The organism is Mycobacterium sp. NGS15 (assembly GCF_059813245.1).
On the sequence record NZ_JCALEF010000002.1, the window covers coordinates 104108 to 117312 of the forward strand.

General features: G+C 64.0%; 13 protein-coding genes and 3 pseudogenes. 4 read left to right on the plus strand and 12 right to left on the minus strand.

Translation table 11 applies throughout. From position 1 onward, the window contains the following. Nucleotides 1–9: 9 nt before the first annotated feature. Together AC5Y5C_RS04740 and AC5Y5C_RS04745 are read right to left on the minus strand one after the other, a co-directional pair. Nucleotides 10–951, minus strand: a complete 942-nt coding sequence (locus AC5Y5C_RS04740) for an LCP family protein (protein WP_499969536.1) — start codon at nucleotides 949–951, stop codon at nucleotides 10–12. Nucleotides 952–1277: 326 nt separating this feature from the next. Further along, entirely contained in the window at nucleotides 1278–2015 is a 738-nt protein-coding gene (locus tag AC5Y5C_RS04745) for a CPBP family intramembrane glutamic endopeptidase (protein ID WP_499969538.1), read from the minus strand. A 103-nt stretch (nucleotides 2016–2118) separates the two neighbouring features. On the opposite strand from AC5Y5C_RS04745, the gene AC5Y5C_RS04750 reads away from it, so the two are divergent. Then, the gene (locus tag AC5Y5C_RS04750; protein WP_499970580.1) at nucleotides 2119–2808 is read left to right on the plus strand and encodes an alpha/beta fold hydrolase; all 690 of its coding nucleotides are present in this window, start codon (nucleotides 2119–2121) and stop codon (nucleotides 2806–2808) included. Here the strand turns inward: AC5Y5C_RS04750 and AC5Y5C_RS04755 are convergent. Next, nucleotides 2805–3590 carry a DUF2470 domain-containing protein gene (locus AC5Y5C_RS04755; protein ID WP_499969541.1) on the minus strand — a complete coding sequence of 262 codons (786 nt, stop codon included), beginning with the start codon at nucleotides 3588–3590 and terminating at the stop codon, nucleotides 2805–2807. The genes AC5Y5C_RS04750 and AC5Y5C_RS04755 overlap by 4 nt on opposite strands. A gap of 146 nt (nucleotides 3591–3736) precedes the next feature. On the opposite strand from AC5Y5C_RS04755, the gene pheA reads away from it, so the two are divergent. Next, entirely contained in the window at nucleotides 3737–4663 is a 927-nt protein-coding gene (gene pheA / locus AC5Y5C_RS04760) for a prephenate dehydratase (RefSeq protein WP_499969544.1), read from the plus strand. Beyond that, nucleotides 4660–5346, plus strand: coding sequence for a histidine phosphatase family protein (locus AC5Y5C_RS04765; protein ID WP_499969548.1), 687 nt, complete (start codon nucleotides 4660–4662; stop codon nucleotides 5344–5346). The genes pheA and AC5Y5C_RS04765 overlap by 4 nt, the downstream gene beginning before the upstream one ends. Here AC5Y5C_RS04765 and AC5Y5C_RS04770 read toward each other — a convergent pair. The 9 genes and pseudogenes from AC5Y5C_RS04770 to AC5Y5C_RS04810 all read right to left on the minus strand — a co-directional run bounded on the left by AC5Y5C_RS04770 (nucleotide 5343) and on the right by AC5Y5C_RS04810 (nucleotide 12210). Then, entirely contained in the window at nucleotides 5343–5579 is a 237-nt protein-coding gene (locus AC5Y5C_RS04770; protein WP_499969550.1) for a hypothetical protein, read from the minus strand. The genes AC5Y5C_RS04765 and AC5Y5C_RS04770 overlap by 4 nt on opposite strands. Before the next feature lie 94 nt (nucleotides 5580–5673). Next, a pseudogene (poxB, locus tag AC5Y5C_RS04775) lies at nucleotides 5674–7413 on the minus strand (ubiquinone-dependent pyruvate dehydrogenase). Between the two features lie 112 nt (nucleotides 7414–7525). After that, nucleotides 7526–7828: pseudogene (locus AC5Y5C_RS04780) on the minus strand (ester cyclase); the annotation flags it as partial. 237 nt (nucleotides 7829–8065) lie between these two features. Next, nucleotides 8066–8461, minus strand: coding sequence for an NAD(P)-binding protein (locus AC5Y5C_RS04785; protein ID WP_499969552.1), 396 nt, complete (start codon nucleotides 8459–8461; stop codon nucleotides 8066–8068). After that, on the minus strand, nucleotides 8458–9492 hold the full coding sequence (locus AC5Y5C_RS04790) for an alpha/beta hydrolase (RefSeq protein WP_499969555.1): 1035 nt from the start codon (nucleotides 9490–9492) through the stop codon (nucleotides 8458–8460). Before AC5Y5C_RS04790 ends, AC5Y5C_RS04785 begins: the two co-directional genes overlap by 4 nt. 5 nt (nucleotides 9493–9497) lie before the next feature. Further along, nucleotides 9498–9662: pseudogene (locus AC5Y5C_RS04795) on the minus strand (NAD(P)/FAD-dependent oxidoreductase); the annotation flags it as partial. Further along, entirely contained in the window at nucleotides 9659–10519 is an 861-nt protein-coding gene (locus AC5Y5C_RS04800) for an SDR family NAD(P)-dependent oxidoreductase (RefSeq protein ID WP_499969557.1), read from the minus strand. The gene AC5Y5C_RS04800 and the pseudogene AC5Y5C_RS04795, both read right to left, overlap by 4 nt. After that, complete coding sequence (locus tag AC5Y5C_RS04805) at nucleotides 10516–11388, minus strand: SDR family NAD(P)-dependent oxidoreductase (RefSeq protein ID WP_499969559.1); 873 nt, start codon at nucleotides 11386–11388, stop codon at nucleotides 10516–10518. The genes AC5Y5C_RS04800 and AC5Y5C_RS04805 overlap by 4 nt, the downstream gene beginning before the upstream one ends. Before the next feature lie 189 nt (nucleotides 11389–11577). Further along, a complete protein-coding gene (locus AC5Y5C_RS04810) occupies nucleotides 11578–12210 on the minus strand; it encodes a TetR/AcrR family transcriptional regulator (RefSeq protein WP_499970582.1) in 633 nt (210 codons plus the stop codon). A 287-nt stretch (nucleotides 12211–12497) separates the two neighbouring features. Between AC5Y5C_RS04810 and AC5Y5C_RS04815 the strand changes: the two genes are divergently transcribed. Next, nucleotides 12498–13178 (plus strand): MspA family porin, encoded by a 681-nt coding sequence (locus AC5Y5C_RS04815; RefSeq protein WP_499969561.1) that lies wholly within the window; start codon nucleotides 12498–12500, stop codon nucleotides 13176–13178. The last annotated feature ends 27 nt before the right edge of the window (nucleotides 13179–13205 follow it).

A 13205-nucleotide genomic window follows, 5' to 3' on the forward strand; every position in this document is an offset into this window, starting at 1 on the left:
CCTAGTGCGTCAAGGGGTCGGTGTGGCCGGGTCGGGCAAGAGGTCTACCGGAACTTGTTGACCGGTGCGTAGAGCTTCGAAAAGCCGCGCCGAGGCATCCTCATCCCATGTGACGACGTCGCCCGCCCAGTTCGAGGAGAACGAGCCGATGGGCATTGTCAGGTTTTGCACGGAACCGGCCAGGGCCAGACCCAATTGGGCGAGATTCCAGCTGTGATCGCCCTGCGCGATGGTGATGGCGTCGGCGGTGGACGTGGCGAGCGGATACCAGCGGAACGGGTTGGCCCACACCGCCGGACTGCTCACCCTGCGAAGCAATGCGGACATGAACGCCCGTTGGTGTGTCATGCGATCCAGATCGGCGCGCGGTGTGGCCCGGCTGCGTACATACCCAAGGGCGCTGGGTCCGTTGAGTGTCTGGCACTCGGGCGCCAGGCTGATTCCGGCCAGTGGATCGTCGATCGACTCGTCGAGACAGATCGAGACGCCGCCGAGGGCATCGACCACCGAGGCGAATCCACCGAATCCGATTTCCGCGTAGTGGTCGATGCGCAGTCCGGTGGCCTGTTCGACGGTTTGGGTGAGCAACGCGGGTCCGCCCAGCGTGAACGCGGCGTTGATCTTGTCGCTGCCGTATCCGGGAATCGGGACGTACGAATCGCGTGGGAGGGACACCATGGTGGCTGACCCGCCGTCGTAGAAGGCGGGTATGTGCACCAGCAGGATTGTGTCGGTGCGGCCATCTCCGGTATCTCCGCCGGTGGCGAGCTCCGCTTCCTGCTCCGGGCTGAGGGCCTGGCGGCTATCTGAACCGACCAGAAGCCAATTGGTTCCACTACCGGGCGAGGGGCGCTCCGGGTAGTCGGTGAGGGCGTCGACCCGATGCAGCCGCCCATCGATCCAGAACGCCGTGCCGATGACGGCGCAGAATCCAAGGAGGACAAGGGTCATCGCGAGAACGAAGGTGCGTCGTATCCAGGTTCCCCACTGCCGTTTCCGCCGTGGACGCGATGACGGTGGGGGTGGCAGCGGTTTGGCAGGCGGTGCCGAACGGCGCGATCGCGGATCGCGGGAGGAAGGCCTCGGTGACGGTGACTGTTCGCGGCGCGGAGGCGGGGGGCTCTGCCGGCGCGGCGGGTTACCGCGTGCCGGAGGAGGTGGCTGGTGTGGATGCCGACGGATGACCTCGCTGTCCTCCCGGCTCTCCCGTTGCCGAGGGCGCCGTCCACGGAAAGGGATGGTGGGCTCGGTCATCGTGCGCATCCCATGAGATGAGGCTAATGGAGCCAGACCAGGTGATCCCGGAGCAACGCGAATCCCACGAAGGCCACGGTGTCGATCACACCATGGGCGACGACCAGCGGCCACAGCCGTCCGGTGCGGTGCCAGACGTACCCGAAGACCAGACCCATCACCACGTTTCCGATACCGGCCGACACACCCTGATAAAGGTGGTAGCAACCGCGTAGCAGCGCCGAGGCTGCGATGGCGGTGGTCGTTCCATAGCCCAGCTGCCGCAGTCGTGTCTGGAGGTAGGCGACGACGACGATTTCCTCGGCCCATCCGTTCGCGAACGCGGACAGCACCAACACCGGCAGTCGCCACCAGGTGTCATCGAGCGAGGCGGGAACGACCTGAACGCTCAGGCCCATCCAGCGCGCCCCTACGTACAGCGCCAAGCCCGGCAGGCCTATGAGCGCGGCCAATCCGAGTGCGCTCAAACCGTCAGACCGCCAGCGCCAGCGGCCGAGCCCGATCGAGGACAGGCTGAAACCGCTGCGCCACAGCAGATACGCCGCAAGCGCTCCCCAGGCCACCAGCCGTGTGATCGATACCAGATTCAAGCCCAGGTCTATCAGGCTGAGCTCGGCGCGACGGGGATTGAGGGCGACCGTCTGACCGGCAAGTCCCGCCAGGACGGCAGACGCGAACTGCAGGATGGCGCTGACCGCGCTCATCCCGAAGCTGATGGCGAGCACGATCCCGATCTCGATGCGGATGGTGCGTGGTGTCATGTCCGATGCGGCCTCCTTAAGTGGGAGGGGCCCCCTGCATGCGCGAAGAGGTGAAGACTGCGATTCGGCCACGGCGCCCATTGTGGCTGGTATTGGTGGAAGAGTGTCCAATGTGGTGAGCACCCTGCGCTCTGTGGCATCGCCCGATGGGGTTCGGCTGAGCCTGACCGTGTCCGGTGAGGGGCCGCCGCTCGTGATGGTGCACGGCGCGATGGATTCGGGGGCCAGTTGGTCCGATGTCGCCGTGGAGCTGCGGCGAGACTTCACCTGCTTTCTCGTCGACCGGCGTGGTCATGGTGCGAGCACCGACGCCGCAGAGCACAGCCTGGCGCGCGAGGCGGAGGATGTCATCGCGGTAGCCGCGGAAGCTGGACCCGACGCGGTGATACTCGGCCATTCCTTCGGCGCCGTCGTTGTGCTGGAGGCGTTGCGCCGCGGACTTGATGTGGCGGCCGTCGTCTTGTACGAGCCGCCGCTTCCGGTGTCGGACGGCGTCGCTGTGGCGAATCGGGAAGGGAGCGCGGCAGTTCGAGCGCGTTCTGCGACCGTGTCCCGGGAGTTTCACGCGCTGGATCGTTGCGTGGGGGTGCTCGATGAGTACACCCACGCGGTCATCCCCATGCTGCTACTCGAAGGGGCGAACTCGCCACCGCAGTTCCGTGAGCCGGTGGGGTATCTGGCACGGCGGGTGGCCGGGGTGCGAGTCAAAGAGCTTGTTGGGCAAGGTCATTTCGCGCATCGCGAGGCTCCTGCGATGTTCGCCGGGGTGTTGCGTGAACTGTTGCTGGGTTAGATCTTGCGGGCACGCAGTCCGTTGAGAAACGGGCAGCCGGCCAGAATGCGAAGCGCTTGGCTCAGGCCCGCGGTGTCGTTGACGGGCTCGCGGAACGGCAGCCGCACGTCGTGGTCGCCCGCCGTGCCTTCCACACGCAGCTGGATGCCGTAGCGGTCGATGCCGAGCAGCCGGACCTCTCCGTGTTGCAGGTTCAGCGGAAGACGTCGTGCCAGTCGCTCGACGAGATCGCGGTGGTCATGGTCGATATGTGACAACCACCCGGCTTCGAGCGCGCAGAAGGGATCGGGCCGGGCACCGAGCAGCGCCGAGACATCAACCGATTCGGCTCCCGTCGAATCGGCGACAACGACCGATTCCACGGTCAGGCACAGCAGGACCGAGCCCGGCTCCGTGCGCAACCGCATATCGGTGCGGATGTCCAGCAGCGCCGGATTGGGTATGCGGCTGGCGATGACGTCGACGATGCCGCGGGCCTCCCGGTCGGAGGCGGCCACCACGTTGCCGCGTACCCAGACCAGTGATCTGACCGGCTCGCGCAGCGGAAGCGGCGCTTGATCGGTCAGCTCAAGGAGGGCGGGCATCCCGGACTGGCCTGCCGCGACAACGGTGGCGGCAATGGCGCTGTCCGAGGGAACCGCGATGGCGAAGGTGCCGTCGTCGAACAGATGGTGCAAAGAGGTTCCGACCACATCGGCTCCGGCGATGGCGAGAGTTGAGCTCGCGGCCCGTGCACAAGCGGAACGAACGCGCTCGGCGGTGGTGGGCGGTGCTGCGGTCATGGCGACCCTCTCCTATTCAAACCCTGTCGTACTCACGAACTGAGGTAAGCCTAAGTTAACAATGGACTGTGGAGAGTGCAAGGGACACCTGTGCTGTCCCCTGTGTCGGGGGTTCGCCCGCGGTGGGAACGCCTAAGGTTTGAAGTGTGCAGCGCATCACGTATCTGGGGCCGGAAGGCACGTTCTCCGAGGCCGCGCTGACCACACTGCGGACCACGGGACGGATTCCCGGCTCGCCACAGGTGGAGCCGGTCTCGGTTGCCAGTGCGCGCGAGGCGTTGGTGCAGGTGCAGAAGGGGGACGCAGACTACGCCTGCGTTCCGATTGAAAGCTCGCTTGAGGGCCCGGTGGTGCCGACCCTGGATACCCTGGCGGTGGGCACTCCGCTGCAGATCTTCGCCGAGACGGTATTGCCGGTGTCCTTCACCATCGCGGTGCGGCCGGGCACGTCCGCGGAGGATGTGAAGACCGTCGCCGGTTTCCCGATCGCCGCCGCGCAGGTGCGGGAGTGGCTGGCAGCCCACCTGCCGAACGCCGAGCTGATCGCCGCCAACTCAAATGCGGCAGCGGCCGAGGATGTCAAGGCACTGCGGGCAGACGCGGGCGTATGTACTGAATGGGCCGCGGAGCGACTGGGGCTGGATGCCCTGGCAAGCGGTGTCGTCGATGAAGCCCATGCGCACACGCGTTTCGTCCTGGTGGGGCCCCCTGGGCCGCCGCCCGCGGCCACCGGTTCGGATCGCACCTCGGTGGTGCTCGGGCTGGGGAACGTACCCGGTGCGCTCGCGACCGCTATGAACGAGTTCGCAATCCGGGATATCGACCTCACCCGCATCGAATCCCGGCCCACCCGCACCGGCCTGGGTACTTACCGGTTCTTCTTGGACTGCGCTGGCCACATCGATGACGTTGCCGTGGGCGAGGCACTCAAGGGACTGCATCGTCGTTGTGCGGATGTGCGGTATTTGGGATCGTGGCCGAGAGGAATCACGGCACTCGCCGGCGCTAACCCGCCGGTGTTGGACGAGGCGTCCGGATGGCTCGCCGAGACGCGGGAAGGAAAGCTGCGATGAGTGGGCGCCTTGTCCTGGTCCGCCATGGGCAGTCGTATGGAAACGTCGAGCGCAGACTGGACACGAAACCACCGGGCGCGGCGCTGACCGAACTCGGACTGCAACAGGCGCGCTTGTTCGCAAAGCAATACGAGGAGCATGCGCCTGCGGTACTGGTGCATTCGGTGGCGCTGCGCGCCGTGCAGACCGCTGCCGAGATCGCGGGACATCTCGGTGTGGCGGCGCTTCAGCTCGACGGCTTGCACGAGGTGCAGGCTGGGGAGTTGGAGGACCACACCGGCCTGGAGTCGTTCGAGATTTTTGACCGCACCTATGAGCGGTGGCATTTCGGTGATTTCGAGACCCGGTTGCCCGGTGGTGAATCCGCCCAGGACGTATTCGACAGATACTTGCCGGTGGTTGCCGAGCTGCGGTTGCGACACTTGGAGAACGACGCGTCGACCGGCGATGTGGTGATTGTGAGCCATGGGGCGGCGATCCGCCTGGTGGCCGCGACGCTCGCCGGCGTGGATCCGGGCTTCGCGGTGAACCATCACCTGCGCAATGCGGAAGCCGTTGTGCTGGCGCCGATTACCGACGGACGGTGGAGCTGTGTGCACTGGGGCGATGCGGCCGCGCCCTTCCCGCATCAGGAGGCCGCCAGCGCCGAGGAACTGGCGCAGTCGGCCGACCCGATGGGCTAGACCGCCAGCTGGATCTCGCCTTCGCAATCACGGCAATCACATTGTGCGGCAACGCAATCAATGACGAGGCTGTGCCGCAGTAGGTACTGTCCGTCACAGTCGCGGTCTGTACATTCGGCATGTCGAGAGGAATGCACAATCAGTGTGCCGTGACAGTGGTCGATATCTCGGATGCAATCACGGCAGGCCACACCGCAGCTGATGGCGTGTCGCCACTCCGGTGATTTCTTCATACCCGTGTTGTAGCACCGAACACTGACAAGGTCTCGTAACCGCGCGGGCTCAGTCAGTGGGTTTCCGGCCCGAACGCTGCGGCCTGGTCTTCCTTCACCTCCGATGTAGATGCGCGCCGAGATTCGTCTTGGCTAGGTCGATGAGCTCGTCGCCACGTCCGGAGAGCAGGGTTCGGGTTGCCCACAACGAGAACCCGGCTACTTGTGCGGCGGTGATCGTCGGGGGAATCGACAGCTCCTGACGGGCGGTGAGCACCTCCACGAGTGCGGGGCCCGGATGGCTAAAGGCTTCGGTGAGGGCCGTATCCAGCTGGTCGGGGCGATCGACTCGGATGCCGTGGATTCCGAGTGCGCGAGCAACGTCCGCGAACACCGGATTATCCAGGCTTGTACCGTAATTCACGATGCCGGCGGCCTTCATCTCTAATTCCACGAAGCTGAGTGCACCGTTATTGAACACGACCATCTTGATGGGCAGATGCGACTGGGTCAACGTGATGAGATCGCCCAGCATCATCGCTAGTCCACCGTCGCCCGAAAGGGTGACAACCTGACGGTCGGGATGGGATGCCTGCGCACCGATCGCCTGGGGCACGGCGTTGGCCATGCTGCCGTGATTGAACGAGCCGAGCAGTCGGCGGCGCCCGTTCATCGATAGGTACCGCGCCGCCCAGATGACAGGCGTGCCGACGTCGGCGATGAAAACCGCATCGTCGGCGGCCAACTCGCTGATTCTTCGCGCGACGAGCTCCGGCCGCACGGGCGTCTGATTGCGGTCATCCACGGCTAACCGGTCGAGTTGGGCACGCGTGCGCGTGTAGTTTTCCCGTGCGCGATCCAGGTGTTTGCTATCGGCGTGCGGCAGAAGTGATGAGTTGAATTGTCGAAGGGTGTCTTTCACTGAACCAATGAGGGGGAGATCGACCCGGACACGGCGACCGATGTGTTCACCGCGGATGTCGACCTGGATGACGATGGCCTTGGGCGGATAGAACTGCCGGTACGGAAAATCCGTCCCGAGCATCAGCAGTACGTCGGCGTCCTCGAGCGCGTCGTACCCGGAGCGAAATCCGAGTAGGCCCGTCATGCCAACGTCGAAGGGATTGTCGTGTTCGACGAATTCCTTGCTGCGCAAGGTGTGCACGATGGGTGCCTGCAGGATGCGTGCGGTGGCCAGCAGCTCATCGTGGGCTCCCTCGCAGCCGGCTCCGGCCAGGATGGTGATGGCGCTTGATCCGTTGAGCACCCGCACGGCCTGTTCCAGGGATCCTGTGTCGGGCAGCCGGGTCCCGATGCCGGCCACGGTGGACGCCGATGGAGGTGCCACGTCCGTCTTGGCGCTCAGGATGTCGCCGGGGATCGTCAGAACAGCCACACCCCGTTGGTCGAGTGCGGCGCGGATTGCGGTGTCCAGGACATACGGCAGCTGCTCGACACTGCTCACCAGCTCGCTCTACACGCTGCATTCGGCGAACAGGTTCTGTGGGTGGGTCTCTTGGAAGTAGCCGCTACCGATCTCGGCGCTCGGGATGTGCGAGGCGATGGCCAACACTGGTACCCGGCTGCGATGAGCATCGAAGAGGCCGTTGATGAGATGAAGGTTCCCGGGGCCGCAACTGGCCGCGCAGACCGCAAGCGTGCCGGTCAGCGCCGCTTCTGCCCCGGCGGCGAATGCCGCCGACTCCTCGTGGCGCACGTGAACCCATTCCACCGTGCCGTCGCGGCGCAACGCCTCCGTGAACCCATTCAGCGAGTCGCCGGGCAGACCGTAGATACGTTGAACACCAGCGGCTTTCACAGTGTCGAGAATGAGCTGAGAGACGGTACGTGCCATGACTGTGCTCCGAATCGGATGGGCCGCGTCGGCGACTAGGTGTGATGTCCGGGGGTGGTTGACGTTCTCCCTCGGATGCTAGCGAGTCGAATCTCGCCATGCGTCCGCGTGTTTACGGCTGGATATGGCCGCCGAGTTGGTGCACCAACGAGTACAGGTTGGCTACACCCCAGTGCTCGACGATCTGTCCGTCCCGCACGCGCATCGCATCGACGGTTTCGAATTTGATGATGCGACCGGTCGGCTCGATGCCGAGGAACGCGCCCCGGTGAGTTCCGTGGTAGGTCTTGAAAGTAGTTACCACATCACCATCGACTGTCTGCCAATGAATCTCGGGGCGGAAGTCGGGAAATGCCGCGTGTAACCGGCGATAGAGCACGCGCACGCCGTCCTTGTCGGGCGTGGTTCCCGGTTGCGGGGTGTGATCTCTTTAGCCCTCGCGCCCGCAACGTTGTTGCTCATGGACCCGCTCCCGTCGGTGGGGCCGATTTCCCGGCCGTCTACGCGAATACAACCGGGCTGCGGTCCGTATATTCCGCGGTGAGCAGGCGGGGTCTTGGTTCACCGTGAGGTGATCAAACCTGGTCGGCGATCGCCGGAACCAACTGCAGCGCCGTGGCGCCGGTTTCGATGACGGCCACCCGCTTGCCGGTCAGGTCGTAGTCGTGGTCTCACGCAGTGGTGTGTTGGAGTTTCCCGCCGAAGGTGTCGATGCCTTATCGGTCTCCACGTGGCGGATATCGGTGCCCCCCTCGTCGAATCTTCCGCCGAGCACCGTGGTGCTCAGCCTCAGCTTGTCGCGCAGGCCTTGTCCATCGAAGAGACGGCTCCAGTTCCCTGTCTGGGCAAAGGAATAGCTGTAGATGAATGACGGAATATCAACCGCCACACCGGGGTATTTGTTGATGAACCACGTTCCACCCACGGATGGATGCTTATCGACGCGAAATCGTCGATACCCGCCTTGCGTAACCTGACCCCCCGCGGCGATACCGCCGAATCCGGCGCCGACGACTAGAACCTCATGCTGGGGGGCGGGCGTGCTCACGATGGACCTGCCTTGGAGTTGCTCGGATTGGTGACCTGGTGGATGAAGTGCGCCATGTCGTCAATGGCGGTGCGGGCGTCAGGCAAGATGTCGGCGGCAATCTGGAAGTCGTGCACCGCGTGATCCCAGATCTGGACTGTGCACGGCACGTTCGCCTCGGCACAGCGGTGGGCCAATTGCTCGACATCGACCAGCAGTACTTCGAGTGATCCAACCTGAATGAAAACTGTTGGTAAACCGCTGAAATTGTGGTTCACCGATGACCAGGCCGGGTCCAACTCGCCATCGGGGGCCATGCCCAGTTCGCCTGGAACCGAGAGAATCAGGCCGGACAGCATGGCGTCGCGGGCTTCGTTCGGATGAGCCTTCTTGGCCGAACAATCGAGGTCCGCCCATGGGGAGATGGCAGCGATGCCACCGGGCAGAGGCAGCCCGAGATCGCGAGCGGCGAGAGCGGCGCTGAAGGCCAGTCCGCCACCCGCCGAATCACCGGCGAACACAATTCTGTCGGCGGTGTATCCCTGGTCGAGTAGATATCGATAGGCGGTCATCGCATCGGCGACGGACTCGGTGATGTGTGCCAGTGGGAGCTGGCGATAGTCGACTGCGAGTAGTCGCGTTCCCGCGGTGCGCGCGAGGCGTGCCGTCATGCGCCGGTGACTGTGTAGGCCGCCGAGAATGAAGGCGCCGCCGTGGAAGTAGAGGACCGCGCCGTCCTTAGCGTTCTGTGGGTCGGGAAGGTCCTTATGCCACAACCATTCCGCGCGGAATTGGGGAAACGTCACGATGCGTCGGCGGGTACCGCGGCTAGGGCGCAACGGGTAGGCCGCCACCTCTATGAAGTTTGCGGCCCGGAATCCAGGTGCCCTCAAGGCGGGGAAACGCGCGGCGAGTTTCGCAAGACCCTCCAGCGGAGCGCGTAGCAGAAGACGCGCCACCATGTGGGAAAACCTTTGTAGCGCTGAGCCGCTCCCTACCATCTCGATCTTGACGGTGCCGCCGGATATGGCGATGGGTATCGGACGGGTCATGCGAGCAGGCCCGGGTAGTGGTTTTCATGCCAGCTGCCTTCGACATCGTCTGCACGTTCTAACAGCACGATGTTGTCGATTTGGGCCTGTAGCAGCTTGACCCCGGCCACGATGGCGCCGGGCCCCGCGCCAATGACGGCGACGTCGAATTCCGGTTGGGGTGCACTCATTGACCGACTCGATTCAGGATGGGCTGTAGCCGGGACATCAGGCTGTCGGCCAGTTCGAATGATCCGATGCCCGTGAGGACCCGGCTGAGGCTCGGCGACAACCGATAAAGGCCGTAAATGAACCATGATTCGGGATTGACAGGAACGACGGCCCAGTTGTGCCGTACCGATCGTTCGATGGCGCGTGCCACCTTTTCCGGGCCCGCGTAGCTGATCGATTGGATCTTGCCGGCCCGCGCGTACCACTGTGTTTGATCGTCATCGCTGATACCGGCGCGGTGACCATTGGCGATCAGATTGGTATTGATGACACCGGGACATATTGCGGTAACGCCGATGTCGTGTCGGCGTAGCTCGACCCGTAACGCTTGCGAGGCCATCAGCACGGCGGCCTTGGCGGTGCCGTAGGCAGGAATCATCTTGTGCGGCAGGAATGCTGCGCCGGAGGCGATGTTGACGATATGACCACGAACCCCTGCGTCGATCATCTGTTGGGCAAAGATCCGTGACCCGTAGATGACGCTCATCAAGTCGATGTCCATGGTGCGCTGCCAGTGCTGCGCGGTCATGTCGACGAAGCCGCCCCAGTCCATCACTCCGGCGTTGTTGACAAGCAGGTCGGGTGCGCCGAACTCGGAGTCAACCCACGTGCCGAAGGTCTCCCACTGCTGCTCGTCCGCGACATCCAGTTGATAGGCGATCGCCGTGCCGCCGGCCGTGACGAGCTGAGTCGCGGCCGCCTCAGCTGTGCGGATGTCAATATCCGCCAGGATCACGCGGCTTCCCTGAGAAGCGAAGAGTCGCGCGGTTTCTCGTCCAATGCCGGAGCCGGCGCCGGTCACGATCACGGTCTTCATCGATTTCCTCCGATACCCAGGGTGGTCAGCGCACGCGCGCCCAGATCCACGACATGGTCGGCCAGTGACATCCGGGCCAGCCCCAGTAACCCGCGCATTAGGCCAGGAGACAGCCGGTAGAGGTACCAGCCGAACCACGCCTCCAGACCGACCGGCACGGTGGACAGATTCCACCGCATGGACCGTTCAACGGCCGCGGCGACGTGGTCGGGGGATCGGCCGAGGAAGTGTTGTCCGCGGCTCAGCTTGTCGGTCCACGTTGTGCCCGCCGGACTGTCGACGCCGCTGCGTGTGCCGTTCGCGGACAGGTTTGTGTCGATAAGGCCCGGGCAGATTGCGCTGACACCGATACCACGGCGGCCGAACTCGGCGCGCAGCGCCTGTGTGCCGAACCAAGCTCCTTGTTTCGCAACAACATACGACGGTGCCAAGGGTGTCGGCAGGAACGCCCCGACAGAGCAAATGTTGGCAATATGGCCCCTCGCGCCCGCATCGACCATGCGGTGCACGAACAGGCGCGACCCGACGAGCGGGCTCATCATGTTGATCGAGATCATTCGCCGCCAGTCCGCGCCGGTCTGCTCCAGAAATCCGCCGGTGATGAGGATTCCCGCGTTGTTCACCAGCAGGTCGGGGAGACCGTGATGCTCGCATACCCAGTCGGTGAATTGTTCCCAATCTTCTAGATCGGAGACGTCCAGGCGCCGGAAGACGGCGCTGCCGCCGTCTTGCGAGATGCGAGCAACCGTCTCGGCTCCCGTCGTCTCGTTGATATCGGAAACCACGACCGTCCAACCCTTACGGCCGAATCGCTCGGCGACCGCGCGTCCGATGCCGCTGCCCGCCCCGGTGACGACGGCTACCGGCATAACGCACATCCCCAGGACGCGGTGAATCGGAACGATGCTTCAACCATGCGCGGACCTCTCTTCGTCGAGAATTTCATTCAGATAATATGGTTATCTGAATGAAGGCGCAATGGTGAACGTGAAGAGAGCTCAAAAACTGCCCGTGTCGGGGGACTGATTACGTGCCGGTAAGCGAGCAGGAGGCTCGAATTAGCTCGAGGCGTTCGCGGATTGCCGCAGGTCGGCGATCCAAAGTCGCAATGTACGGGTCAACAGGTCGACGTACTGCTGGTTATCGATGGTCCCCAGTGTGCGGCCCAACGCCAATCCCGTGGCGGTTGCGAGGACCGCGGTGAGTGCGGCGTCACGATCGTCGTCGGAGGTCGTGTCGGGAAGGGCGTTGGCGAGGACCGCGCCGAGAAGATTGCGACCCATCGCGATGTGGCCCTGCGAGACCGCCAACTGCGCCTGATCCTTGTGAATGGCCAGCGCATACTCGGCTGCCAGTGCTACCAGGCCCTCATCTCCACTTAATGCTGCGGACCAGTGCGCGAGTTGAGTGATCTGGTCATCGATGGAGGAGGCCGACTGGATGAGCTTTCCGGCCACCTCCGAGAAGGTCCGCATATAGCAGCGCAGCAGCACCTCCGCGCAGAGGTTCTCCTTGCTGGAGAAGTTCGAGTAGATCGCTCCGACGGTCCGGCCGGCGGCATCGGCGATCTTCGTGACCGTTGTCCCGCCCAGTCCGTTGGCGAGAAACAATTCCTCGGCCGCATCGAGGAGTTCCTCGCGCGTGCGTTGCTGAGACTCGGCGCGGCTGATTCGCTGTCGCTGGCCGGACACCGCCACCTCCTCGAGTCTCGCACCGAACAGGCTGGTCAACCGCTCGGATCGGTTAACTTCATATATTGCCATTATGCCAATCTTGGCGTCCAGTCGTCGGACTGAAGACGTCATCGCGTGCGCGCATGGAACGGATGCTCAACGGCCAAACGGTGTTCCCCAGCCGTTTACTTGTTGTAAATGCCGCCCTCTTAAACATTTCAGGCATACCCCGACGGGGTACCGGGTATGAGCTGGACGCTTCCCGGGATGGACCGTGATGGACAACCGAGAGGCACCGCCGCACCATGCTGAAGAGTCTTGCCGCCCTGACCACCGCATGCGCGCTTGGTGCGGCCGCGCCCGCGGCCCTGGCGGATCCGCTGGGAGGTGAGCCGCTGCCGGATCGGGCCGCTGCTGATTCGCCGCCTGTCCCGCCCGCCGACAACGGTGCGGTCGCTTCGGCGGAGCCGGGCACCTTACGCACGCGGGAGGGCTGGATTCTGGCGGTCGCGGCCAAGGACGAGATCCAATTGCCCGTCGCACCATTGACGACCGCCCTGTCTTCGCGTGAGTACCTGGTCAGTGGCACCTTCATCGGAACCATCCAAGGGGCAGGCAGCACCAAACTGACTGAGGGGATCCTGGAGGCCGGATATCAAATTGGTTGTGGCATAAGCGCTGCCGAGGTCGATTTGAGATTTGGCGGCGGCGTCACACCGCAGCTCAGTCCCGTTGGGGTGCCCAGCGTCGCCGGCAACGTCTTCGCCCAGATCCGCCCTACCCTCAAGCCGGGGACCGCGACCATCGTCCCCGTGACGAAGATGGCCTTTGAAGGAGACTCCGCCCGCGTCACGATCACGGCATTCCGCATCAAGATCGACAGTTGCGTGGGCCAATCCTTTATTCGCTCCTATGCGATATTCACCAGCTCGACCGACGATACCCAGGACATAGTCACCTACATGGGCGTCACGAAGGCCGTCTGACCGCCAGATCAGCCAAACATCAATTCG

What these genes read in the sequence shown, in the direction of transcription:
- AC5Y5C_RS04800 (WP_499969557.1), bottom strand. Translation starts at nt 10,519, where the DNA reads ATGAAGACCGTGATCGTGACCGGCGCCGGCTCCGGCATTGGACGAGAA.
- AC5Y5C_RS04790 (WP_499969555.1), bottom strand. Translation starts at nt 9,492, where the DNA reads ATGACCCGTCCGATACCCATCGCCATATCCGGCGGCACCGTCAAGATC.
- AC5Y5C_RS04770 (WP_499969550.1), bottom strand. Translation starts at nt 5,579, where the DNA reads ATGAAGAAATCACCGGAGTGGCGACACGCCATCAGCTGCGGTGTGGCC.
- AC5Y5C_RS04740 (WP_499969536.1), bottom strand. Translation starts at nt 951, where the DNA reads ATGACCCTTGTCCTCCTTGGATTCTGCGCCGTCATCGGCACGGCGTTC.
- AC5Y5C_RS04755 (WP_499969541.1), bottom strand. Translation starts at nt 3,590, where the DNA reads ATGACCGCAGCACCGCCCACCACCGCCGAGCGCGTTCGTTCCGCTTGT.
- AC5Y5C_RS04815 (WP_499969561.1), top strand. Translation starts at nt 12,498, where the DNA reads ATGCTGAAGAGTCTTGCCGCCCTGACCACCGCATGCGCGCTTGGTGCG.
- AC5Y5C_RS04805 (WP_499969559.1), bottom strand. Translation starts at nt 11,388, where the DNA reads ATGCCGGTAGCCGTCGTCACCGGGGCGGGCAGCGGCATCGGACGCGCG.
- AC5Y5C_RS04745 (WP_499969538.1), bottom strand. Translation starts at nt 2,015, where the DNA reads ATGACACCACGCACCATCCGCATCGAGATCGGGATCGTGCTCGCCATC.
- AC5Y5C_RS04765 (WP_499969548.1), top strand. Translation starts at nt 4,660, where the DNA reads ATGAGTGGGCGCCTTGTCCTGGTCCGCCATGGGCAGTCGTATGGAAAC.